24 protein-coding genes are annotated in these 22,229 nt (G+C 73.3%); 11 read left to right on the top strand and 13 right to left on the bottom strand.

Going from position 1 to position 22,229, the window contains the following annotated elements; translation table 11 throughout:
• Window positions 1-72: 72 nt before the first annotated feature.
• The 7 genes from ccsB to hemL all read right to left on the bottom strand — a co-directional run bounded on the left by ccsB (window position 73) and on the right by hemL (window position 7,858).
• Entirely contained in the window at window positions 73-1,116 is a 1,044-nt protein-coding gene (gene ccsB, locus ABT160_RS17820) for a c-type cytochrome biogenesis protein CcsB (RefSeq protein WP_351648607.1), read from the bottom strand.
• 32 nt (window positions 1,117-1,148) lie between these two features.
• On the bottom strand, window positions 1,149-2,828 hold the full coding sequence (gene resB / locus ABT160_RS17815; protein WP_351648497.1) for a cytochrome c biogenesis protein ResB: 1,680 nt from the start codon (window positions 2,826-2,828) through the stop codon (window positions 1,149-1,151).
• A gap of 4 nt (window positions 2,829-2,832) precedes the next feature.
• Complete coding sequence (locus tag ABT160_RS17810; RefSeq protein ID WP_351648495.1) at window positions 2,833-3,606, bottom strand: cytochrome c biogenesis CcdA family protein; 774 nt, start codon at window positions 3,604-3,606, stop codon at window positions 2,833-2,835.
• 5 nt (window positions 3,607-3,611) lie between these two features.
• Window positions 3,612-4,217: a TlpA family protein disulfide reductase gene (locus ABT160_RS17805; protein WP_351648494.1), complete on the bottom strand. Its 606-nt coding sequence runs from the start codon at window positions 4,215-4,217 to the stop codon at window positions 3,612-3,614.
• An 87-nt stretch (window positions 4,218-4,304) separates the two neighbouring features.
• Window positions 4,305-5,552: a polysaccharide deacetylase family protein gene (locus ABT160_RS17800; protein WP_351648492.1), complete on the bottom strand. Its 1,248-nt coding sequence runs from the start codon at window positions 5,550-5,552 to the stop codon at window positions 4,305-4,307.
• Window positions 5,553-5,849: 297 nt separating this feature from the next.
• On the bottom strand, window positions 5,850-6,545 hold the full coding sequence (locus tag ABT160_RS17795; protein WP_351648490.1) for a histidine phosphatase family protein: 696 nt from the start codon (window positions 6,543-6,545) through the stop codon (window positions 5,850-5,852).
• Window positions 6,542-7,858, bottom strand: a complete 1,317-nt coding sequence (hemL, locus tag ABT160_RS17790) for a glutamate-1-semialdehyde 2,1-aminomutase (RefSeq protein ID WP_351648488.1) — start codon at window positions 7,856-7,858, stop codon at window positions 6,542-6,544. The genes ABT160_RS17795 and hemL overlap by 4 nt, the downstream gene beginning before the upstream one ends.
• A 189-nt stretch (window positions 7,859-8,047) precedes the next feature.
• On the opposite strand from hemL, the gene ABT160_RS17785 reads away from it, so the two are divergent.
• Window positions 8,048-8,602, top strand: a complete 555-nt coding sequence (locus ABT160_RS17785; RefSeq protein ID WP_351648486.1) for a hypothetical protein — start codon at window positions 8,048-8,050, stop codon at window positions 8,600-8,602.
• Window positions 8,603-8,642: 40 nt separating this feature from the next.
• Here the strand turns inward: ABT160_RS17785 and ABT160_RS17780 are convergent, their stop codons facing one another.
• Window positions 8,643-9,638 carry a glycoside hydrolase family 6 protein gene (locus ABT160_RS17780; RefSeq protein ID WP_351648484.1) on the bottom strand — a complete coding sequence of 332 codons (996 nt, stop codon included), beginning with the start codon at window positions 9,636-9,638 and terminating at the stop codon, window positions 8,643-8,645.
• Between the two features lie 78 nt (window positions 9,639-9,716).
• A complete protein-coding gene (locus ABT160_RS17775) occupies window positions 9,717-10,562 on the bottom strand; it encodes a substrate-binding domain-containing protein (RefSeq protein ID WP_351648483.1) in 846 nt (281 codons plus the stop codon).
• A gap of 251 nt (window positions 10,563-10,813) precedes the next feature.
• On the opposite strand from ABT160_RS17775, the gene ABT160_RS17770 reads away from it, so the two are divergent.
• The 3 genes from ABT160_RS17770 to ABT160_RS17760 all read left to right on the top strand — a co-directional run bounded on the left by ABT160_RS17770 (window position 10,814) and on the right by ABT160_RS17760 (window position 12,547).
• Entirely contained in the window at window positions 10,814-11,044 is a 231-nt protein-coding gene (locus tag ABT160_RS17770; protein WP_351648481.1) for a hypothetical protein, read from the top strand.
• 15 nt (window positions 11,045-11,059) lie between these two features.
• On the top strand, window positions 11,060-11,659 hold the full coding sequence (locus tag ABT160_RS17765; RefSeq protein ID WP_351648480.1) for a GNAT family N-acetyltransferase: 600 nt from the start codon (window positions 11,060-11,062) through the stop codon (window positions 11,657-11,659).
• A gap of 105 nt (window positions 11,660-11,764) precedes the next feature.
• A complete protein-coding gene (locus tag ABT160_RS17760) occupies window positions 11,765-12,547 on the top strand; it encodes a Mut7-C RNAse domain-containing protein (protein WP_502984254.1) in 783 nt (260 codons plus the stop codon).
• A 64-nt stretch (window positions 12,548-12,611) separates the two neighbouring features.
• Here ABT160_RS17760 and ABT160_RS17755 read toward each other — a convergent pair whose 3' ends face one another.
• The gene (locus tag ABT160_RS17755; RefSeq protein ID WP_351648477.1) at window positions 12,612-13,106 is read right to left on the bottom strand and encodes a MarR family winged helix-turn-helix transcriptional regulator; all 495 of its coding nucleotides are present in this window, start codon (window positions 13,104-13,106) and stop codon (window positions 12,612-12,614) included.
• A 139-nt stretch (window positions 13,107-13,245) separates the two neighbouring features.
• On the opposite strand from ABT160_RS17755, the gene ABT160_RS17750 reads away from it, so the two are divergent.
• Entirely contained in the window at window positions 13,246-14,715 is a 1,470-nt protein-coding gene (locus ABT160_RS17750; protein WP_502984253.1) for an FAD-dependent oxidoreductase, read from the top strand.
• A 45-nt stretch (window positions 14,716-14,760) separates the two neighbouring features.
• Entirely contained in the window at window positions 14,761-15,480 is a 720-nt protein-coding gene (locus ABT160_RS17745; RefSeq protein WP_351648475.1) for an AAA family ATPase, read from the top strand.
• A gap of 47 nt (window positions 15,481-15,527) precedes the next feature.
• Here the strand turns inward: ABT160_RS17745 and ABT160_RS17740 are convergent, their stop codons facing one another.
• Entirely contained in the window at window positions 15,528-15,995 is a 468-nt protein-coding gene (locus ABT160_RS17740) for a hypothetical protein (protein ID WP_351648474.1), read from the bottom strand.
• Window positions 15,996-16,059: 64 nt separating this feature from the next.
• Between ABT160_RS17740 and ABT160_RS17735 the strand changes: the two genes are divergently transcribed.
• Both ABT160_RS17735 and ABT160_RS17730 read left to right on the top strand, forming a co-directional pair.
• Window positions 16,060-16,395 carry a YnfA family protein gene (locus ABT160_RS17735; protein ID WP_351648473.1) on the top strand — a complete coding sequence of 112 codons (336 nt, stop codon included), beginning with the start codon at window positions 16,060-16,062 and terminating at the stop codon, window positions 16,393-16,395.
• 53 nt (window positions 16,396-16,448) lie between these two features.
• Window positions 16,449-17,213, top strand: coding sequence for an SDR family NAD(P)-dependent oxidoreductase (locus tag ABT160_RS17730; RefSeq protein ID WP_351648471.1), 765 nt, complete (start codon window positions 16,449-16,451; stop codon window positions 17,211-17,213).
• An 81-nt stretch (window positions 17,214-17,294) separates the two neighbouring features.
• Here ABT160_RS17730 and ABT160_RS17725 read toward each other — a convergent pair whose 3' ends face one another.
• Window positions 17,295-18,488: an RtcB family protein gene (locus tag ABT160_RS17725; protein ID WP_351648470.1), complete on the bottom strand. Its 1,194-nt coding sequence runs from the start codon at window positions 18,486-18,488 to the stop codon at window positions 17,295-17,297.
• Window positions 18,489-18,679: 191 nt separating this feature from the next.
• Here ABT160_RS17725 and ABT160_RS17720 point away from each other — a divergent pair, with 191 nt between their 5' ends.
• The 3 genes from ABT160_RS17720 to ABT160_RS17710 all read left to right on the top strand — a co-directional run bounded on the left by ABT160_RS17720 (window position 18,680) and on the right by ABT160_RS17710 (window position 21,883).
• Window positions 18,680-19,528 carry a DUF3558 domain-containing protein gene (locus tag ABT160_RS17720; RefSeq protein ID WP_351648469.1) on the top strand — a complete coding sequence of 283 codons (849 nt, stop codon included), beginning with the start codon at window positions 18,680-18,682 and terminating at the stop codon, window positions 19,526-19,528.
• 135 nt (window positions 19,529-19,663) lie between these two features.
• Window positions 19,664-20,389, top strand: a complete 726-nt coding sequence (locus ABT160_RS17715; protein ID WP_351648467.1) for a DUF3558 domain-containing protein — start codon at window positions 19,664-19,666, stop codon at window positions 20,387-20,389.
• Between the two features lie 168 nt (window positions 20,390-20,557).
• Entirely contained in the window at window positions 20,558-21,883 is a 1,326-nt protein-coding gene (locus ABT160_RS17710) for a DUF2637 domain-containing protein (protein WP_351648466.1), read from the top strand.
• Window positions 21,884-21,890: 7 nt separating this feature from the next.
• On the opposite strand, the gene ABT160_RS17705 is transcribed toward ABT160_RS17710, so the two are convergent.
• Window positions 21,891-22,130, bottom strand: coding sequence for a hypothetical protein (locus ABT160_RS17705; protein ID WP_351648465.1), 240 nt, complete (start codon window positions 22,128-22,130; stop codon window positions 21,891-21,893).
• Window positions 22,131-22,229 lie beyond the last annotated feature (99 nt).

Genomic DNA, 22,229 nt, shown 5'->3' with positions numbered 1-22,229 from the left:
ACACCCCCCCCCCGCGCGCCCCGCCCTCCGCGCGCCGCGCCCCCCCGCCGACTCGTACGTACGCCTACGGGCTCAGACGCCCGCGTAGGAGTGCTTGCTGCTGACGAAGATGTTCACGCCGTAGTAGTTGAACAGGAAGCACCCGAAGGCGATCAGCGCGATGTAGGCGGCCTTGCGGCCCTTCCAGCCGGCCGTGGCGCGGGCGTGCAGGTAGGCCGCGTACGCCACCCAGGTGATGAAGGACCAGACCTCCTTGGCGTCCCAGCCCCAGTAGCGGCCCCAGGCGTCGCCCGCCCAGATGGCGCCCGCGATGATCGTGAACGTCCACAGCGGGAAGACCGCGGCGTTGATGCGGTACGAGAACTTGTCCAGCGACGCCGCCGAGGGCAGCCGCTCCAGGACCGAGCGGGCGAAGGAGCCCGGGTTGCCGCCGGAGGCCAGCTTGTTCTCGTAGCTGTCGCGGAACAGGTAGAGCACCGTGGCGACCGCGCCGAGGTAGAACACCGCGCCGCAGAAGATCGCGGTGGAGACGTGGATCCACAGCCAGTACGAGTGCAGCGCCGGGACCAGCTGGTCGCTGTCGGTGTAGAGCCAGGTGGTGGCGATGCCCAGGTCGAGCAGGACCGTGGTGACCAGCGGCAGGCCGATCCAGCGCACGTTCTTCTTGGCGACCAGGAAGCCCAGGTAGGCGCCCACGATCACGGTGGAGAAGGTGGTGGAGAACTCGTACATGTTGCCCCAGGGGGCGCGCTGCACCGACAGGGCGCGGGTGACCACGCCCACCGCCTGGACCAGGAACGCCAGGACGGTCAGCGAGATCGCGATGCGGCCGTACAGGTCGCCCTTCTCGGTGCCACCCGCGGCGCCCGGGCCGTCCGGCACGTCGCGGCGCCCGGCCGCGGACCGGGTCACCACCTTCGGCTTCTCCAGCACGGCGGTCCCGCCGCCCTGCTGCTCGACCCGCACCTCGACCGCGGCGGCGGTCTGCTGCTCGGCGGTCAGCGCGGCGGCCGTGCGGCCCACCTTGCTGCGGCTGCCGAGGACCCACTCGGCGATGTGCGCCAGGAAGGCCAGGGTGTACACGGCCATGGACGAGTAGACGAGCACGTTGCTCATCTGCGCCAGGTTCTCGTTGGCGGCGGCGAGGATCACTTCTCGGCCCCTTCGGCAGGAACGTCAGCTGGTTCGGGCGCGGTCGGCGCCTGTTCGTTGAGCGTGACCGCGAGGTCGGCCAGCTCCTCGGCGAGCTTCGGCGACTCACTGCGCCCCAGCCCCGCCATCTCGACGACGGTCACCCCGTCGTCCCCCCGCACGGCCCTGACCCAGACCCGGCGCCGCTGGATGAACAGCGAGCCGACCAGGCCCAGGATGGCCGCGATCGCGCCGGTCAGCGCGAGGCTGTTGCCGGGCTGCTGCGACACCTGGAAGCTGGCCCACTCGCGGACCTCCTTCTCGAAGGTGATCGAGCCCGCCCCACCCGGCAGCTTCATGGTCTCGCCCGGGAGCAGCCGCTGCGCGAGCGCCTGGCCCTTCCCGGCCGTGAACTGCTTCATCTCCTTGGTGTTGAGCTGGTACACGTTCTGCGGCAGGCCCGAGTCGACGCCCAGGTCGCCGTGGTAGCCGGTGAGCGCCATGACGGGGAAGTCCAGGCCCGGGTACTGCGAGAACATGCTGCCCTTGCCGGCGCCCGCGAAGGTCGGCACGAAGAACGCCTTGAAGCCGAGCTGCTCCTTCGCGCCCTTGGCGTCCCGGTAGCCGTCCATCACCTTGATCGCGCCGGTGGAGGTGATGTTGTTGTCGATCGGCAGCAGCGGCACGGCGCCGTTGAAGACCACCTTGCCCCTGCCGTCCTTGACGGTGACGACCGGCGCGTAGCCGTGCGAGATCAGGTAGACCTTGGAGCCGTCCACCTGGAGCGGCTCGTTGACGCGGATCACCGCGTCCTTGTCCGGGCCGCCGTCGACGTGGTACTTCACGGCCGCCTCGAAGGTGCGCGGGGTGCCGCGCTGCGGGCCCGAGCGCTCGTAGGTGCCGGTGAACTTCTTCAGCGTGAAGCCGAACCGCGCCAGCTCGTCGGTGTCGAAGAGCGAGCCGGAGCGGAAGTCGTCGTACTGGGTGAGCGTGTTGGAGAAGCCGTCGCCCTCGACGATCAGCTTGCCGCCCTCGGACTTGAAGAGCTGCCCGGTGGCGAAGGCCACCAGGATCACGATCAGCGCGACGTGGAAGAGCAGGTTGCCCGCCTCGCGCAGGTAGCCCTTCTCGGCGGCGACCGCGTCCCCGGCGACGTGCGCCCGGAAGCGGCGGCGCTTCACCAGCCGCAGCGCCGCCTCGCGGACCTGCTCGGGGTCGGCCTCGGTGCGCCAGGTGGTGTACGCGGGCATCCGGGTCAGCCGGCCCGGGGCGCCCGGCGGGCGGTTGCGCAGCTGGCCGACGAACTGCCAGGTGCGCGGCACGATGCAGCCGATCAGCGAGACGAACAGCAGGATGTAGATCGCGGAGAACCACACCGAGCTGTAGACGTCGAACAGCTGGAGCTTGTCGTAGAGGGGGCCGAGCGTGGTGTGCGCCTGCTGCCAGGTGCGCACCTTCAGCTCGTCCGCGCTGTTCTGCGGGATCAGCGAGCCGGGGACGGCCGCCAGGGAGAGCAGGAACAGCAGGATCAGCGCCACCCGCATCGAGGTGAGCTGGCGCCAGTACCAGCGGATCCAGCCGATGACGCCGAGCCGGGGCCCGCCGACGGCCGTCTCCTCCCGGGGCGCGGTGGAGAGCTGGGCGCCCGCGGCGGCCTCGCCGGGGTCCTTCTCGTCCTGTGTCTCTGTCGTGCTCATGTACCTAGATCCCCACCGTGAAGCCGGACGACCAGACCTGCATCTGCTGCACCACTGTGTCCCACGCGCCTGTGAGGAGCAGGAGACCGGTCGCGATCATCATTCCGCCGCCGATCCGCATGACCCACGCGTAGTGCTTCTTGACCCAGCCGAAGACGCCCAGCGCCTTGCGGAAGGCGATCGCGGCGAACACGAAGGGCAGTCCGAGCCCCAGGCAGTACGCGACCATCAGCAGGGTGCCACGCCCGGCGCTGGCCTGGTCGGTGGCGAGCATGTTCACCGAGGTGAGCGTCGGCCCGAAGCAGGGTGTCCAGCCGATGCCGAACAGCGCGCCGAGCAGCGGTGCCCCGGCGAGCCCGGACACCGGCCGCTTGTGGATGCGGAACTCGCGCATCGTGAGACCGGGAACGGCGCCCATGAAGAAGAGGCCCATCACGATCATGAGCCCGCCGAGCACCTTCGTCGTGACGTCCCGGTAGAGCAGCAGCTCGTTGCCGAAGGCGCCGAAGAGCGCTCCGGTGGAGACGAAGACGGCGCTGAAGCCGAGGACGAACAGCGAGGCCCCGGCGACCATGCGGCCCCGGCGCGCCTGCGCCAGGTCGGTGCCGCTGACCCCGGTGACGTACGAGAGGTAGCCCGGGACGAGCGGCAGCACGCAGGGCGAGAAGAAGGAGACCAGGCCGCCCAGGACGGCGATCGGCAGGGCGAGCAGCAGCGCGCCGCTGTAGACGGTCTCGTTGCGGCCCAGCTCGGCGGCGAGGGTGGTGACGGGGTGCACGGGGGTCACTTCTCCGCGAGGACCGGGTCGATCATCGCGCGGAGCTTCTCCTCGGTGAGCGCCTGCTGGGCCCGCGCGGCGATCTTGCCCTCGCGGTCCAGGACGATCGTGGAGGGGATGCCCATGGGGTTCAGCGACCCCTTGGGGAACCCGGTGAGCACCATCCGCCCGTCCGGGTCGTACAGGCTCGGGTAGCCGATCCCGTAGCTCTCCTCGAAGCTGCGCGCGGGCGACTTGCTGATGTCGCGGGTGTTGATCCCCACGAACTGGACGTCCTTGCCCTTGAGGGACTCGGACACCTTCTTGAAGTTGGGTGCCTCGGCCCGGCAGGGCGAGCACCAGGAGCCCCAGACGTTGAGGACGACGACCTTGCCCTTGAAGTCGGCGACGTCGAGCCGCTTGTCGTCGATGGTCTCGCCGGCGATCTCGTTGACGCCGACGCGCTTGCCCTTGGCGACGGTCGCGATCCCGCTGGAGTTCGTCACGAAGTTGGTGTTGCCACCGCCGCCGGACTTGCCGTTGGAGTCGCCGCCGCACCCCGACAGGGCGAGCGCTGCGGCGAGGGCTCCGACGGCGAGCAGGGTGCGTCGGGGGGCACGGCTAAGGCTCATGTGAAAAGTTTCGCATGGGCGTTCCAGGGATCTTCCGCGCCCCCCTCACTGCCCGCAAAGCCCCTTGTCAAGAGGGCGTGAGTGAGGTTATGCGGTCGCCTTGAGGAAGGTGTTCCAGCCTCCGGCGGGCTTCTGTCCCACTTCCAGCCCGCGCAGCTTCTCCAGCACCTTCGGGTCCTGTACGTCGAGCCAGTCCACGAACTGCTTGAACGACACCAGGCGTACGTCCTTCTTGCCCGCCATCCCCTTCAGCGCGGCCTCCACGGCGTCCATGTAGATGCCGCCGTTCCACTGCTCGAAGTGGTTGCCGATGTAGAACGGCGCGCGGTTGGTGTCGTACGCCCGCTGGAATCCCGCGAGATACGCCTCGGTGGCCTGCTTCTTCCAGCCCGGATAGCGCGAGGGCATGCCCTTGGTCGAATTCTTCGACTGGTTGGCGAGCATGTTGTAGTCCATCGAGAGGACCTCGAAGGAGTGGCCGGGGAAGGGCACCTGCTGGAGCGGCAGGTCCCAGATCCCCTTGCGCTTGACGGGCCACATCTGCCGGCCGCCGGGCGAGGAGGCGTCGTAGCGCCAGCCGAGCTTCTTGGCGGTGGGCAGCAGGTTGTCCTGGCCCAGCAGGCAGGGGGTGCGGCCGCCGACGAGCTCCTTGCGGTAGTCGAAGGGCAGCGGGTCCTCGTCCTGCCAGCCGGTGTTCGTCTTCCACTCGGTGACGAACTTCACGGCCTGGTCGATCTCGCTCTGCCACTGCGCGGACGTCCAGTGCTCCACGGAGCCGTGCCCGGCGCAGAAGTGGCCGTTGAAGTGCGTGCCGATCTCGTGGCCGTCGAGCCACGCCTGGCGCACGTACTTCAGCGTCTCCTTGACGTGGCCGTCGGTCAGGTAGCCGATGTCGGAGGCGCCGGTGCGGTTGTTCGGCGGCTTGTAGAGGTTCTTCTTGCCCTCGGGCAGCAGGTAGATGCCGGAGAGGAAGAAGGTCATCGCCGCGTCGTGGTTCTTCGCGAGCTCCAGGAAGCGCGGGAACAGGCCGTTGCCGACCTCGCCCGCCCCGTCCCAGGAGAAGATCACGAACTGCGGCGGGGTCTGCCCCGGCTCCAGCGGCACCGGCTTCTCCGGCTGGTGCGGCTGCTTGCCGGTGTCGGAGGTCGAGCCGTCGCCGATCGGGCGGCCCTCGGGCTTCTGCGACGGCGACGCTCCACCGCCGCCCGACTCGTCCTTGCCCGGGCCCGACCGGCCCTCCTTGTCGTTGCCCGTGAGCCCGCACCCGGCGATGCCGACCGCCGCGGCCGCGCCCAGGCCCGCGCCGAGCAGGTTCCTACGACTCATGTCCCGCATTACGTCCCCATCCGCGCTCGCTTCGCGCCCGAAATCCCGTCCAGACGGCAACGACTGAGATGCGGTGCGGAACACGCGGGTTCCGGGATTTAGCACGTCTTTGCCAAAGCGGACTGGATTTTCGACAGCATTCGACGTGCGCCCCTACCCGTGAGGGGCGCGGTTACTCACGTATGTCCCATGAGTTCTACCGCGCCCCCCCGGCGCGCGCCGGTACCGGCTGATATTCCGTCAGCGGAATCTGGCCGAAAACGCGCGCCGGTCCGGGCGCACCGGAAAACGACCCCGGCAGCCCCGTCAGGCGCCGAAGGCCTTCGACTTCCCCTTCACCGGCTTCGCGCCCGCCAGCAGGTGCGCGGGCACCAGGTCCCTGGCCGGCTCGCCGTACCCGACCGAGACGATCTCGTCCCCGCGGTACGTGAACGTGGTCAGCGACGCCAGCGTGCACTGCCTGCGGCGCGGGTCGTGCCAGAGCCGGCGGCCCTCCACGAAGCTGCGCACGATCCAGATCGGCAGCTGGTGGCTGACGCAGACCGCCTCGTGGCCGCGGGCCGCGTCCTTCGCCGCGTTCAGCGCGCCCATCATCCGTACGACCTGCTCGACGTACGGCTCGCCCCAGGACGGCCGGAACGGGTTCGTCAGGTGCTTCCAGTTGGCGGGCTTGCGCAGCGCGCCGTCGCCCACCCCGAAGGTCTTGCCCTCGAAGACGTTGCCCGCCTCGATCAGCCGCCCGTCGGTCGCCAGGTCCAGGCCGTGGCTCTTGGCGACCGGCGTGGCCGTCTCCTGCGCCCGCTCCAGCGGCGAGGCCACCACGTACGTGACGTCCCGCGACGCCAGGTGCTCGGCGACCTTGTCCGCCATCCGGCGGCCCAGCTCGGACAGGTGGTAGCCCGGGCGGCGGCCGTAGAGCACGCCCTCGGGGTTGTGCACCTCGCCGTGGCGCATCAGGTGCACCACGGTGATGTCGTCGGCGTTCCCCGGCTGCTCGCTCATGCCGTGGCCTCCGCGGCGGCGCGGGCGGCGGCGGGCAGCGCGGCCGCGATCCGCTCGATCGCGCGCTCGTCGTGGGCGGCCGAGACGAACCAGGACTCGAACGCCGAGGGCGGCAGGTAGACGCCGTCCGACAGCATCGAGTGGAAGAACGCGTTGAAGCGGAACGCCTCCTGCTTGCGGGCGTCCTCGTAGTTCCTGACCTCGCGGTCGGTGAAGAACACCGAGAACATGTTGCTCGCCGTCTGCAGCCGGTGCGCCACGCCCTCCTTGGCCAGCGCGTCCGTCACCAGGGAGCGGACCTCGGCGGAGACCGCGTCGACCTTCCCGTACGCGGCGTCGTCGAGCAGCCGCAGCTGGGCCAGGCCCGCCGCCGTCGCCACCGGGTTCCCCGACAGGGTGCCCGCCTGGTAGACCGGGCCGGCCGGCGCGAGGTGCGCCATCACGTCGGCGCGGCCGCCGAACGCCGCGGCCGGGAAGCCGCCGCCCATCACCTTGCCGAAGGTCATCAGGTCCGGGGCCACCCCGTCGACGCCGTACCAGCCGGCCTTCGAGGTGCGGAAGCCCGTCATCACCTCGTCGGAGACGTACAGCGCGCCGTTCTTCGCGCAGGCGTCCTTGAGCGCCTGGTTGAAGCCCGGCAGCGGCGGCACCACGCCCATGTTGCCGGGCGACGCCTCCGTGATCACGCAGGCGATCTCGCCCGGGTGCGCGTGGAAGGCCTCGTGCACGGCCTCGATGTCGTTGTACGGCAGGACGATGGTGTCCCCGGCCTGCGCGCCGGTCACGCCCGGGGTGTCCGGCAGCGCGAACGTCGCCACGCCCGACCCGGCCGCCGCGAGCAGCGCGTCGACGTGGCCGTGGTAGCAGCCGGCGAACTTCACGACCTTGGCGCGGCCGGTGAAGCCGCGGGCCAGCCGGATGGCCGACATGGTCGCCTCCGTACCGCTGGAGACCAGGCGGACCTGCTCCACCGGGGCGACCCGGGCCACGATCTCCTCGGCGAGCGCGACCTCGCCCTCGCCGGGCGTGCCGAACGAGGTGCCGCGGGAGACGGCGGCCTGGACGGCGGCGGTGACCTCCGGGTGCGCGTGGCCGAGGATCATCGGCCCCCACGAGCACACGAGGTCGACGTACTCGCGTCCGTCCGCGTCCGTCAGGTACGGACCCGTACCGGACACCATGAACCGGGGCGTACCGCCCACGGCGCGGAACGCGCGGACCGGAGAGTTCACGCCGCCGGGCGTCACGAGGGACGCGCGGTCGAAAAGCGTCTGCGAAACTGGGGCGTCATAGGGAAAGCTCACGGAATCCATGGTGTCAGAGCCTCCGACGGATCCGCGGACCGGTGTTTCGCCGCACGTCCACTGGGGAGGTCACTGTCACGATGATCGGATCGCGCGGGCGCCGGGCCGGTCCCGGCCGGTGCCGTCCGGACCGGGTTGCGCGGCGAGGGCCGCTGCATCTACAAAACAGTCGGGCGACAAAGCAGTCGGGTGAAAGATATGCATCGCGGTGGCGGACTGGGCGAGGGGACCGACGACCTGGGGCCCGAGCCTGCCCGGCGGGGGAAGCACCGGCGACGTGAGGCGCGCGAACCCGCGGGGAGCAGGGGTGGCCGGTTGGGGGTGACGTACAAGTACTTCGGTGCGCCCGACGGTGCCACGGCGGCACGCGTGCCCATCTCGATGCGCCCGGAGGAGCTGGGCGGCGACGAGCTCGGCATGGGCGGGATGTTCACCAAGATCAAGCCCGAGACCATAGCCGCGATGGTGCTCACCGGCATCCAGGGCATGCCCCTGCACAAGGTGCCGCCGCTGGAACTGGTCGTCCTGCACCCCGACTACGCCGTGGTGAAGCTGCCCATGACCGTGGTCGACCCGCTGCGCGGGATCGGCGAGGAGTCGGTGGGCGCGGCGGCCTTCATCTGGTCCACCGTCCCGGACCGGGGCGGACCGCGGGACGCCTTCAACGTCTACCGACTGCTGCACGAGTGGCAGCAGTTCAGCGAGCGCCTCCACGAGAACGGGCACCAGCCCTACTGCCTGGTCTGGCCGTAGACCCTTCCCCCCTCCCCCGAGGCCCCCTCCCCCGATGGCGCTAGCGCTTGGCGTTGCGCGCCAGGGACAGTGCCGACGCCGGCCACCAGTGCCCGGCCGGCGGCCCCCCGCGGCAGCTGCCGTCCGACTCGCCCGGCCGCTTGACCCACAGGTAGGCGTCCAGGAGCCGGTCGCGCGTGCGGCGCGTGGGCGCGGTCCCCAGTCCCCGCCCCGGCGGATTGCACCAGGCCTCGGGCCCGGCGAACGGCCCCCGCCCGTTGCGGCTGCTGTCGATCACGAAGTGCTTGCCGCCCAGCGCGCGGCTCAGCGCCCTGCCGTACGCCAGACTCGTCGCGTCCGTCTGGTAGTTGGAGACGTTCAGCGCGAACCCGTGCGCCCGCGCGATGCCCGCCTTGCGCAGCGGCGCCACCAGCCTGCGGTGGTCCGGGATCCAGCTCGCGTTGCCCGCGTCCAGGTACACCTCGGCGCGCGGCTGCCGGCGCAGCCGCTGGACGGCGTACGAGAGCAGCGCGAACCGCTCGTCGGCGTCGCGCACGGCCCGGCACCCGGCCTCCAGGTGCGCCACCGCGTCCGGCTCCACGACCACCAGCGCGGGCCGGTCGCCGATGCCCGCCGCGAACGCGTCGATCCACCAGCGGTACTCCGCGGCGTCCCCGGAGCCGCCGTGCGAGTAGGCGCCGCAGTCCCGGTCGGGGATGTTGTACGTGACGAGGACGGCCATCCGCCCCACCCGCGCCGCACTGGTGGTGAGCCGGCGCACCGTGGGCCCCGGGTCGGGCCCGCCGGGCCACTCGGCGAGCGGGCGGCCGGAGATCCTGGTGAGCAACCGGGCGTCCCCGCCGCGCCCCTGGCGCCGCCAGGCGGAGACCTGCTGGGCGGCGACCGAGTCGGGGTTGATCCAGAACGGCGGCGGCCCGGGCCTGACGGGGGCGGGTCGCCGCCCGGCCAGGGGGCCGGTTTCCGGGGCGTGCGCCGCCGGGGCCAGCAGGCCGGCGAGGGCCGCCAGGGCGACGGCGGCGGTACGGACGGACGGCACGCGGCCCCTCCTCGGTGAGCGCTCGGCGCCGTGGCGCGGGGGCGCCGGGCGCGGTCACCTCGGAGTGTGCGGCCGGGGTCAGCGTTCGGCGCGCAGGTGCTCCAGCGCGTCGGCGACGGCCCGGAAGAACCGCCCGTACGCCACGGGGCTCGGCGGCGTCTCCGGGTTCCACGGCAGCGCCGCCGCGTCCAGGGCGGGGGGCCGCGCGGCGTGCGCGCGGTCGTCGACGAGCAGCAGGTCGGGGCGCAGCTCGCGGACCCGGTCCCAGCCGGTGGTCAGCCAGTTGACGCCGGGCCCCTCGTCCGGCTCGGCCAGGTCCACCCCGAGCGCGCGCAGCCGGCGCAGCTCGGGCCAGGTGTCGGGGCGGGCCAGGTAGACGGTGTCGGGGCCGGCGCCGGACAGGGCGAGCACCCGGGGCCCTCCCCCGTCGCCCGCGGCCCGGCGCACCGCGTCCTCGGCGTCCGCGTCGAGCAGCGCCCCGGTGCCGCCGAGCGCCGCGGCCAGGTCCCCGAAGCGCTCCACGACGCCCGCGAGGGGGCGGTCGCCGGAGACCGCGAGGGCGGCCACGGGGACGCCGAGGCGGGCGAGCGCGTCCTCGTCGCACGCGTACGCGCCCTTGCCGTCGTAGGTGACGTCCACGACCAGGTCCGGCCGCTCCCGCTCCAGCGCGGCCAGCGCGCCGGCGTCCGGGAAGCCGGTGCCGAGGTAGCCGGTCGCGGCGGGCAGCCCGCCCGCCTTGGCCGGGTCGAGGCGCGGTCCGTCGTGCCCGGAGCCGTACACCGCGACGGGCGTCACGCCCAGGTCGTGCAGGGCCGCCCCGGCCCGTACGTACGCCACCACCCGACGTGGCCGCGCGGGCGCGCGCACCAGCGCGCCCCGGTCGTCGGTGAACCGCCACTCCGTCGCTCCGGCTGTGCCTGCCATGCCCACGCTCCTCCCGGCCCGTTCCCTCCCCCACCTTGGTGCGGGCGCGCACCGGCGCACAAGGGCGCCGTGGGCAGCGGGCGTGCGGTGCGGGGGTGCCCGGTGTGACGCGTCCCTCGGGACTTTCGTCCCGGCCCCCCTGCCGAAGGTCCCGGTCGCTGGTGTTCACTGGGGCCGTCGGGAGGAAGCAGTGGGGACCGTGCGGTCCCGCCTGTTCGCGTTGCCTGCCTGGTACCCAACTGGAGGCCCTCATGTCCGACCACCTCACCGACCCGCGCGTGCTCGCCCTGATCGCCGCCCTGGCCGGTCTCGCCGTCGCCGCGGGCGTGCGCACCGTGCGCCGGATGCGCCGCCCGGTGGCACCGGTCCTCGAACGGGTCTGGCACCCCCTGGAGTCCACCCGCCTCAGCCTCGACGAGCAGGCCGCGTTCGGCCGACTGACGGCGGGGCTCTCGTTCCGCGCACCGGGCCGGCTGGGCTAGGCCCGGGAGCGCGGCGTGGTGTCGACGCGGGACCGGGGGCCGGGCGCCGGGCGTCCGGCGGGTCCGTCGGGTTCGGTGCGGATCGACCCGTGGAGCGAGGACGACTGGGACCTGCTGGTGGCCGCCAACGCCCCCGCGCTCATGGGCCACCTGGGCGGTCCCGAGACCCACGAGCAGCTGGTGCGGCGCCACCGGCGGTACGTGGAGCTGAGCGCGGACCGCACCGGGGCGGGGCGGATGTTCCGGGTCGTCGTGCTGCCCGAGGGCGTGCCCGCCGGGACGATCGGCTTCTGGGAGCGCCAGTGGGACGGCACGGCCGTGTACGAGACGGGCTGGGCGGTCCTGCCGGGCCACCAGGGCCGGGGCGTCGCGACGGCGGCCACGCTGGCGGTGGTCGAGCAGGCGCGGGCGATGGCCGGGCACCGCGACGGCCACCGCTACCTGCACGCGTTCCCCTCGGTGGACAACGCGCCCTCCAACGGGGTGTGCGCGAAGGCCGGGTTCACGCTGCTGGGCGAGCGGGACTTCGAGTACCCGCCGGGGACGCCGCTGCGGACGAACGACTGGCGCCTGGACCTGTGGACGTCGGCACCGGTCAGCGCGCACGGGTCCTGAGGCGCGTCCCGGGTCGTTCCCCGGGGCGCTTCCCGGGCGCTTCCCGGAGCGCCCGCCCGCGACGGCGTTCCTCCGTGGCGGCATGCCCGGGGCGCGCGCCCTGAAATGCCGTGGCCGGGACGGTGTCCGCGCTGGCATCCTGCCCCCGTGACCGCGCGCCCCGAGATCCGCATCAGCTTCGCCCCCGGCCTCCACCTGTTCGTCCCGCCGAGGCACCGGGGCGCCCCCGCCGCCCACCCCACGGACGGCTCCTCCACGCTGGGGCACGTCGTGGAGTCCCTGGGCGTCCCGCTCACCGAGGCCGGGATGCTGCTCGTGGACGGCCGTCCTGTCCCGTCCTCGCACGTGCCCGGCGCGGGGGAGGACGTGGAGGTGCGGGGCGTGGAGCGCCCGCAGCGGGTGCCGGGCGCGCCCCTGCGGTTCCTGCTCGACGTGCACCTGGGCACGCTCGCCCGCCGGCTGCGGCTGCTGGGCGTCGACGCGGCGTACGAGAGCGAGGACATCGGCGACCCGGCGCTGGCCGCGCTGTCGGCGCGCGAGCGGCGCGTGATGCTCTCGCGCGACCGGGGGCTGCTGCGGCGCCGTGAGCTGTGGGCCGGCGCGTACGTCTACAGCGACCGGCCGGACGACCAACTGCGGGACGTGCTCTCCCGGTTCGCGCCCGCCCTCGCGCCGTGGACCCGCTGCACGGCGTGCAACGGGGAGCTGGGGGCCGCGGACAAGGACGACGTGCGCGAGCACATCGAGCGGGGCACGGAGCGCACGTACGACGTCTTCGCCCGGTGCACCGCGTGCGAGCGCGTCTACTGGCGCGGGGCCCACCACGCCCGCCTGGAGGCGATCGTGGACGGGGCGCTGGAGGAGTTCGGCGGCGGCGCGGCCGCCTGACGCGGACGGTCCGGTGGCCGGGTCTCGCGGGCGGTGCGGCCCGTGGCGGGCGGGCCCGGTCGGGTCAGGTGCGGAACTCGTCGCCGCGCAGCCGCTCCACCTGCGCCGCGCTGAGCTCCACCGTGCGCCGCATGTGCGCGGTGAGCAGGGCGACCTCCTCGTCGTCGTAGACGTCGAACATGGTGCTCCAGGCCTGGTTCAGCCGCCCCCAGAAGGCGCCCAGCTCGGCCGCCTTCTCCGGGACGGTCCGTACGAAGACGCGCCGCCGGTCCTCGCTGTCGCGCTCGCGCGTGACCCAGCCCGTGCGCTCCAGGCGGTCCACCAGCCGGGTGGCCGAGCCGGTGGTGAGGCCGGTCATCTCGGCGATGCGCCCGGTGGTGACGGGCCCCTCCTCCAGGGACAGCAGGTTGAGGCACTGCAGGTCGGTGGGGTGCAGCCGCAGGTGGTCGGCGACGGCCTGGTTGAACAGGGCGTAGGAGGCCATGTAGCGGCGGGACTGCGTGGTCAGCTCGTCCATCAGCCGCTCGCGCCCGGACCCCGGTGACTTCTTCTGCGACATGCAGAGAGTGTACGGCGCAGACGTGACCGGCACGGCGCGGACGCACGCGCGGAGACGGCGGAGACGGCGGAGACGTACGCGCCGGGGACGGCGGAGACGTAGCGTTGAGCGACGACCGTCGGCAGTCGGGGAGGCAGCCGTGAACGGACCGACGCACGACCGCACCAGCACCAACAGCGGCACCAGCACAAGCACCGGCACCGGCTCGGACCCCGGGCTCCTGGACGTCCTCGTGGTGGGCGCGGGCCCGACCGGCCTGCTGCTCGCGGGCGACCTCGCCGACCGCGGCCTGCGCGTCGCGCTCGTCGAGCGCCGCCCGGGCACGGGCACCAACACGACCCGCGCGTTCGCCGTGCACGCCCGGACGCTGGAGCAGTTCGACGCCCGCGGCCTCGCCGACGAGCTGGTCAAGACCGGCACCCCGCTGTCCCGGCTGCGCCTGTTCGGGCGGCTCGCCCTGGACCTCGGCCGGCTGCGCTCCCGCTTCCCGTTCGTCCTGATCACCCCGCAGTACCAGGTGGAGGCGGTGCTGGAGCGGCGGGCCGCCTCCGCGGGCGCGGACTTCCGGTACGGGACGGAGCTGCTCGCCCTGGCCCAGGACCACGAGTCGGTGACCGCCCAGGTGCGCGGCCCCGACGGGCGGCCCGCGGCGCTGCGCGCCCGGTACCTGGTCGGCACCGACGGGGTGCGCAGCACGGTCCGCGAGGCCCTCGGGCTGCCGTTCCCCGGCGAGTCGGTGATCCGCTCCCTGGTCCTGGCCGACGTCCGCCTCACCGACCGGCCGGACACGCTCCTGACGGTCAACGGCAACGGGAAGGCCTTCGCGTTCGTCGTCCCGTTCGGCGACGGCTGGTACCGGGTCATCGGCTGGAACCCGGAGCACGAGGCCCCCGACACCGCCCCGGTCGGCATCGACGAGCTGCGCGAGATCTGCCGGCGCGCGTTCGGCACGGACTTCGGGATGGGCGAGGCCCGCTGGATCTCCCGCTTCCACAGCGACGAGCGCCAGGTCCCCGCCTACCGCACCGGCCGCGTCTTCCTCGCCGGGGACGCCGCGCACGTCCACTCCCCCGCGGGCGGCCAGGGCATGAACACCGGCCTGCAGGACGCCGCCAACCTCTCCTGGAAGCTCGCCGAGGTGCTGGGCGGCCGGGCCGGGGACCCCGAGGCGCTGCTCGACAGCTACCACGCCGAGCGCCACCCGGTCGGGGCCGCCGTGCTGCGCAGCAGCGGCGCGCTGGTCCGCCTCGCCATGGCGCACACCCCGCTGCGGCTCGCCGCCCGGGACGCCGCGGCGCGCCTGGCCGGTGCGCTGGGCCCGCTGTCGGGGCGGGCGATGGGGCAGATCAGCGGGATCGGCATCCGTTACGGGGCCGGGCGCGGCGCCCACCGGCTGACCGGGCGGCGCGTGCCGGACCTGCGGCTCGCCGAGGGGCGGCTGTACGAGCTGCTGCGCGAGGGCCGGTTCGTGCTGGTCGCCCCGGAGGGCGCGGACACCTCGGACGCCCCGGCCACGGCGGCCCGGGCGGTGCGCGCGACCTGGACGGGCCCGCGGCGCACGGCCCTCCTGGTCCGCCCCGACGGGTACGCGGCGTGGGCCCGGGACTGAGGCGGACGGTTCGCCGGAGGGGCGGGGGTTGCCGACAATGGGGGCGTGATCGTCGAACGCGCGTACGCCCACATCGCCTCCCACGACGAGGCCGAGTGGCCCTGGTCCGTGCCCTGCGTGCGCCAGCTCCTCGCGGAGGGGCTGCGCTTCACCGCCCCGGTGACCTTCCTGGTCGGGGAGAACGGCTCGGGCAAGTCCACCCTGGTGGAGGCCCTCGCCGAGGGCTTCGGCCTGGACTCCTGGGGCGGCTCGCACGACTGGCGGTACGCCACCCAGCGGGGCAAGTCCGTCCTGGGCGAGCGGGTCCGCTTCGACGCCGCGCCCGGCGGGCGCCGGATGCTGGGCAGCCGGGCCGCGCGCAAGGGCTTCTTCCTGCGGGCCGAGACCGCGCTGGACGCCCTGGACCGGGAGGGCCTCGGGCCCGACGAGCTCAGCCACGGCGAGGGGTTCCTCGCGGCGTTCCGCGGGAAGTTCCTGGTGCCCGGCCTCTACGTGATGGACGAGCCGGAAGCCGCCCTGTCCTTCACGTCCTGCCTCGAACTGATCGGCCACCTCGACCGGCTGGTGGCCCGGGGCGGCCAGGTCGTCTGCGCCACCCACTCGCCGCTGCTCACCGCACTGCCCGGTGCCGACGTCGTGGAGGTCGGCGAGCACGGGATGCGCCGCACCGCCTGGGGCGACCTGGCCCTGGTCGACCACTGGCGCCGCTACCTGGCCGACCCCCGCGCCTACCTGCGCCACATCGTGGGGCCCGACGCGGTCTGAGGACGCGCCGGCCGGTCCCGGCGGCCGGGGGGTGATGGCCGCGGGCCTCAGAACACGTACGCGTCGCCCGTGGCGGGCACCAGGACCTGGTGCTCGTTGTTGTCCGGGTTCCCGTCGACCGCCCCGCCGTTCCACTGCGTGGAGATCCGCACCGTCACCTCCTGCGGCAGCCCCGCCGCCTTCAGGTCGAGCGCGATCTCGTGCGCCGCGCCGTCCGCCCGCAGCGGGCCCGTCCGGCACACCACGGCTCCCGCGCCGCTCCACGCGCAGCCCCGCGGCAGCGCCTGCGCCGCCGCCAGCGGCACCGAGAAGGCGAGCCGGACCGTGGTGTTCGGGACCGTCGAGGGGCCGTGGTTGCCGCTCGCCAGCCACACTCCGATCCGTCCGTCCCACAGCGTCACGTGTCCGTGGTGCGCCACGTCCGCCTCGGGACCGGCCGCCCGGGCCGCCCCGCCCGCACCCATCACCGTCGCCGCCGCGACGGACACCAACAGCGCCTTGCGCATCGCCACCATGTCGCGTACATACCCATTTCCACCCAAATGTGTTCATGATCGACCGTCATGACACCCTGAGCCCATGCTGATCGCCCGTTCCGCCGCCCTCTTCGTCGCCGCCGCCCTCTTCGAGATCGGCGGCGCCTGGCTCGTCTGGCAGGGCGTGCGCGAGCACAAGGGGTGGATCTGGATCGGCGCCGGGGTCATCGCCCTCGGCGCCTACGGCTTCGTCGCCACCCTGCAGCCCGACGCCGCGTTCGGCCGCGTCCTCGCCGCCTACGGCGGGGTCTTCGTCGCCGGCTCCCTCCTCTGGGCCAGGGTCGCCGACGGCTACCGCCCCGACCGCTGGGACGTGGTGGGCGCCCTGGTCTGCCTGGCCGGGACGGCCGTCATCATGTACGCCCCCCGCGGCCGCTGACCACGCCGCCTGCCTATCCTGGCGGCACACCGACCCACCGCGAGGAGCACGTCATGACTGCCGCCGGGACCCCCATCGCCGTCGTCACCGGAGCGAGCAGCGGCATCGGCGCCGCCACCGCCCGGCAGCTGGCCGCCGCCGGGTACCGCGTGGTGCTCACCGCCCGCCGCACGGACCGCATCGAGGCACTGGCCGCCGAGATCACCGAGGCCGGCCACCAGGCCACCGCGTACGCCCTGGACGTCACCGACCGCGCCGCCGTCGACGAGTTCGCCACGGCCTTCCGCAGCCTCGCCGTCCTGGTCAACAACGCCGGCGGCGCGCTGGGCGCCGACCCGGTGGCCACCGGCGACCCCGACGACTGGCGCCGGATGTACGAGACGAACGTCATCGGCACGCTCCACGTCACCCAGGCCCTGCTCCCCGCCCTCACCGCCTCCGGCGACGGCACGGTCGTGGTCCTGTCCTCCACCGCGGGCCACGCCACCTACGAGGGCGGCGCGGGCTACGTCGCCGCCAAGAACGGCGCCCGCGTCCTGGCCGAGACCCTCCGCCTGGAGATCGTCGGCACCCCGGTCCGGGTGATCGAGGTCGCCCCCGGCATGGTCAGGACCGAGGAGTTCGCCACCACCCGCTTCCGCGGCGACGCCGACAAGGCCGCCAAGGTCTACGCGGGCGTGGCCGAGCCCCTCACCGCGGACGACGTCGCCGACACCATCACCTGGGCCGTCACCCGCCCCCCGCACGTCAACATCGACCTCCTGGTCGTCCGCCCCCGCGCCCAGGCCTCCAACACCAAGATCCACCGGGAGCCGTAGGCCCGGACGGGCCCGAGCGGAAGGGGCGGCGCCGTACCCCCGTACCGGCGCCGCCCCCGCTCTCCCCCGTCCGCGTGCGGGTCAGCCCTTCACGCAGATGACCTGCTTCAGCTTCGCGACCACCTGGACCAGGTCGCGCTGCTGGTCGATGACCTTCTCGATCGGCTTGTACGCCCCCGGGATCTCGTCCACCACCCCGGAGTCCTTGCGGCACTCCACGCCCTGCGTCTGCTCCGCCAGGTCCCGCGTGGTGAACCTGCGCTTCGCCGCCGACCGGCTCATCCGGCGGCCCGCGCCGTGCGAGGCCGAGTTGAAGGACGCGTCGTTGCCGAGGCCCTTCACGATGTACGAACCGGTGCCCATCGAGCCCGGGATGATCCCGTACTCCCCGGACCCGGCCCGGATCGCGCCCTTGCGGGTGACCAGCAGGTCCAGGCCGTCGTACCGCTCCTCCGCCACGTAGTTGTGGTGGCAGGAGATCTCCTGCTCGAAGGTCACCCGCGCCTTCTTGAACTCCTTGCGCACGACGTCCTTGAAGAGCGCCATCATGATCGCGCGGTTGTTCTTCGCGTACTCCTGCGCCCAGAAGAGGTCGTTGCGGTACGCCGCCATCTGCGGGGTGTCCGCCACGAACACCGCCAGGTCCCGGTCCACGAGACCCTGGTTGTGCGGCAGCTTCTGCGCCACGCCGATGTGGTGCTCGGCCAGCTCCTTGCCGATGTTCCGGGAGCCGGAGTGCAGCATCAGCCAGACATTTCCCTCTGAATCGATGCACAGTTCACAGAAGTGGTTTCCGGACCCGAGCGTCCCCATCTGCTTCGCGGCCCGCTCCTGACGGAACTTGACCGCGTCCGCGATCCCGTCGAACCGCCCCCAGAAGTCGGCCCACCCCGACGTCCCGAACCCGTGCAGCCTGCCCGGGTCCACCGCCTCGTCGTGCATGCCGCGGCCCACCGGGATGGCCTGCTCGATCTTGGTGCGCAGCCGGGAGAGGTCGCCCGGGAGGTCATTGGCCGTCAGGGACGTCTTCACGGCGGACATGCCGCAGCCGATGTCCACGCCGACCGCCGCCGGGCAGACGGCGCCGCTCATCGCGATCACCGAGCCGACCGTGGCGCCCTTGCCGTAGTGGACGTCCGGCATCACGGCCAGGCCCTTGATCCACGGAAGGGTCGCGACGTTGTGCAGCTGCTGCATCGCGGACCCCTCGACCGTCGAGGGGTCGGCCCACATCCGGATCGGGACCTTGGCGCCCGGTACCTCTACGTACGACATAATTTCCTCTATCCCCCGAAAAGTCCGTGATCGCAGAGCCGGTGCCCTGGCCGCGAATGGACGGCGGCCCGGCAGCGACGGCCGTGCGTGCGATAGACATTGTGTCCACCGCCGCGCGAGGGGCGGCAACCCGTTTTCGGCGCGGCCCGCGCCGGAACAGGGGCGAGAGCAGCGTGAGAGGAGTCCGACGCGTGCAGCGGAAGACGTACGTTTCCGGTCGCGTCCCCGGCGTGGCGGTGCTCCTGGCCGCGCTCGTCACGGGCTGCTCCACGGGCGGCGCCGACGACGGCGCCCCGGGGGACACCAAGCCGAACGGGGAGGCCCAGTCGGCCGCCGCGCCGGGCAGGTACCGGAACCTGTTCGAGCCGTGCGGCGCGGTGTCCAGCGCGACGCTGAAGGACCTGCTGCCGGGCGCCGCGGAGCTGCCGCAGGCCCAGCAGGAGCGGGTGCTGCGGGGCACGGCCGCGCTGACGTACGACAACGACCGCCGGGTGGGCTGCTCGTGGCAGGCGGAGTCGCCGGACGCGACGCACCAGCTGTCGGTGGACATCGAACGGGTGGTGTCGTACGACGCGTCGGTGAGCGACGACACCCGGGCGCAGGAGGTGTTCGCGCGCAAGCAGGCGTCGTCGTCGCTGGGGACGGCGTCCGCCCCGCCCGCGACGGGCGGGAAGCAGCCGCTGGGTTCGCCCGGGCCCTCGGCGCCCGCGGGCAGCCCGTCGGGCACGCCGTCGCCGTCCTCCTCCGCACCGTCAGGGACGCCCTCGGGCTCCGCCTCGGAGGGCGCGGACCAGGAGGACCTGCGGCCGCGGGCGCTGGAGGGCCTGGGGGACGCGGCGTTCCTCGACGACGTCGCGGGGAAGGCCGGGTCGGCGGCCCAGGGGCGGACCGTGAGCGTGGTGTTCCGCACATCCAACGTGATCGTGACGGTGCGGTACGCGGAGCAGCCGGGGCGCTCCGCGGAGGCGCCGGACAGCAGGGAACTGCAGGACAAGGCGCGGGGACTGGCCCGGAAGCTGGCCGAGCGCTTCAACGAGTAGCGGCGTCCGGGCGGGCTCCGCGGCCGGGGGCGGATCGCCCGCAGTGACCCCGGCCACGTCCGCTGTCGGGCTAACGTGGCCGGGCTGTCCGTTCTGCCGGACGGTGGACCCGTACGCCGAGCGACTGAAGGAACCATGCGCCGATCTGCCCGACTCTCCCGCATACTCGCCTGCGCAGCCGTCCCGGTGGTGCTCGTGGCCGCCGGCTGCTCGTCGGACTCGGACAAGGACGCGAAGGGCACGAAGGACGGTGCCGCGTCGGCGTCGTCGTCGGATGGCTCGGCGAAGAAGGAGTCGGCGCCCGCCGTGGCCCCGGCGAAGTACACCAAGCTCCCGGTGGCCTGCAAGGTCGTGGCGGCGAAGACGGTGGACGAGCTGGTGCCGAAGGCGGCGTCGAAGTCGGGGACGCCCGGGACGTCGAAGGACCTGATGAGCCGGGCGAGCTGCCGGTGGAACGGTCTGGTGGACAAGGGCGTGGACGGTTCGCAGTACCGCTGGCTCGACGTGTCGCTGCTGCGCTACGACTCGGACGCGGCGCTGGGCTCCGGCGAGAAGCGCGCGCAGCAGAACTTCGCCAAGGAGCTGTCGAAGGCCCAGGCGACGCAGGGCGCGAAGAACGTGAAGACGGCGCCGGTGGCGGGCCTGGGCAGCCAGGCCAGCGTGGTGACGTACGACCTGGAGCGGGGCGCCTCGTTCCGGTACGCGACGGTGGTGACGCGTACGGAGAACGCGGTGGTGACGCTGTCGTACAACGGCGCCGGCTACGCGGGCGCGGACAGCCCGAAGGGCTCCGACGTGCTCGCGGACGCGCAGAAGGCCGCGAAGGAGGCCGTCGCCGCGGTCGTCGCGGCCAACAAGTGACCGGTCGTCACGGCTGACGGCCGACCCGTCGCGTGACCCGTCGCGCGCCCCGCAAGTGGACGGCGGCGCAGGCGTTTTGCGGAGCCCGGACCTCCCCAGGGGGCCGGGCTCCGCACGCGTGTGCCAGGCTGTGCCCCGCAGTATGCCGACGACGGGAGGGGATCGCGGGTGGCCGCGATGCAGTTGACACGTACGCACCGGATACTCATCGGCGTGGTGGTGGCCGGTGCGGTCGTCATCGCCGGGATCGGTTTCGCGGGCTCGTACGCGGCGGTGCGCGAGCTCGCGGAGCAGAAGGGGTTCGGCGACTTCTCGCTGGTCTTCCCGATCGGGATCGACGCGGGCATCTGCGTGCTGCTCGCCCTGGACCTGTTGCTGACCTGGATCCGCATCCCGTTCCCGCTGCTGCGGCAGACGGCGTGGCTGCTGACGGCGGCGACGATCGCGTTCAACGGCGCGGCGGCCTGGCCGGACCCGCTGGGCGTGGGGATGCACGCGGTGATCCCGGTGCTCTTCGTGGTGTCCGTGGAGGCCGCCCGGCACGCGGTGGGCCGGATCGCCGACATCACCGCCGACAAGCACATGGAGGGGGTGCGGCTGACCCGCTGGCTGCTGTCGCCGGTGCCGACCTTCCGGCTGTGGCGGCGGATGAAGCTGTGGGAGCTGCGCTCGTACGAGCAGGTGATCAAGCTGGAGCAGGAGCGGCTGATCTACCAGGCCCGCCTCCAGGCCCGCTACGGGCGCGGCTGGCGCCGCAAGGCCCCGGTGGAGGCGCTGATGCCGCTGCGCCTGGCGCGGTACGGGGTGCCGCTGGCCGAGACCGCCCCGGCGGGGCTCGCGGCGGCGGGCGTCGACCCGGTGCTGCTGCCCCCGGCGCCGCGGCCCGAGCGGCCCGAGCTGGAGCAGGCGCCGGCACCGGTGGAGCGGCCGGGGGCCGAGCCGCCGGTGGAGCCGGAGCACCAGGCGGCGGGGGCGCCGCTGCCCCAGGAGCAGGGGGCGGCGCAGCACGGCAGCCCCTGGTTCGCGGCGCAGCAGCTGCCGCAGCAGGCGTACGAGGGCGCGTACGACCCGACGTACGTGGAGGGTCTCGAACCGACGCCGGTGCGGGTGCCCGCGGGCCCCGGGCCCGAGCAGCAGCCGCGGCCCGAGCCGGTGGCGCAGCAGGTCCAGGAGCAGGTCCCGGCGCAGAGGCCGGGGCAGGTCCCCGCACCGATGCCGGCGCAGGTCCCGGCGCAGGCCGGGGCGCCCGCCCAAGAGCCGCTGCCCGAGGAGGAGTACGAGCCCTCGGAGGCGGAGTTCGCCAAGCTGGCGTACGACGTGTTCGGCACCTTCGTGAAGGAGCAGGGCGCCTTCCCGAGCCCGGAGCAGCTCGACATACTCCTGGCCGACAACTACGGCTTCCAGCACCCGCGCAGCGCCTCGATGCTGCGCAAGCTGACGCCGGAGTTCCAGCAGCGCTACAACGCCGACATGGCGGCCGAGCACATCGCCTGACGGCCGGTCAGGCCCCTGGGGCCCCCGGGGCCGCCTTGGCCCCGCGCTTGCGCCCGGCCTCGGCGGTCAGCGCGATCGCGAGGCCGACGGCGAGGAGCACGACGTACCCGGGGGTGGGGATGTCCCACCACTTGTGCAGCAGCCCCCAGGGCTGTTCGCCCCAGAGGCGTCCGGCGGTGCCGAGTCCGCCCTGGACGGCGCTGATCCAGCCGACGGCGCTGACGATTTCGTAGGTGGCCTTGTCCATGGCTCCACGCTCTCGCGCGGACCTGCGGCTTTCGTCGTGCGCGCGGGGGAAGCGCGGGTACGCCGAAGGGTGCAGTCCGGGTGGAGCGCCCGCGGCCCG

Origin of the sequence: Streptomyces sp. NPDC001941 (genome assembly GCF_040296945.1) — a bacterium.
Lineage (GTDB): Bacteria > Actinomycetota > Actinomycetes > Streptomycetales > Streptomycetaceae > Streptomyces.
This window is presented reverse-complemented; position numbering and strand designations above follow the sequence as displayed.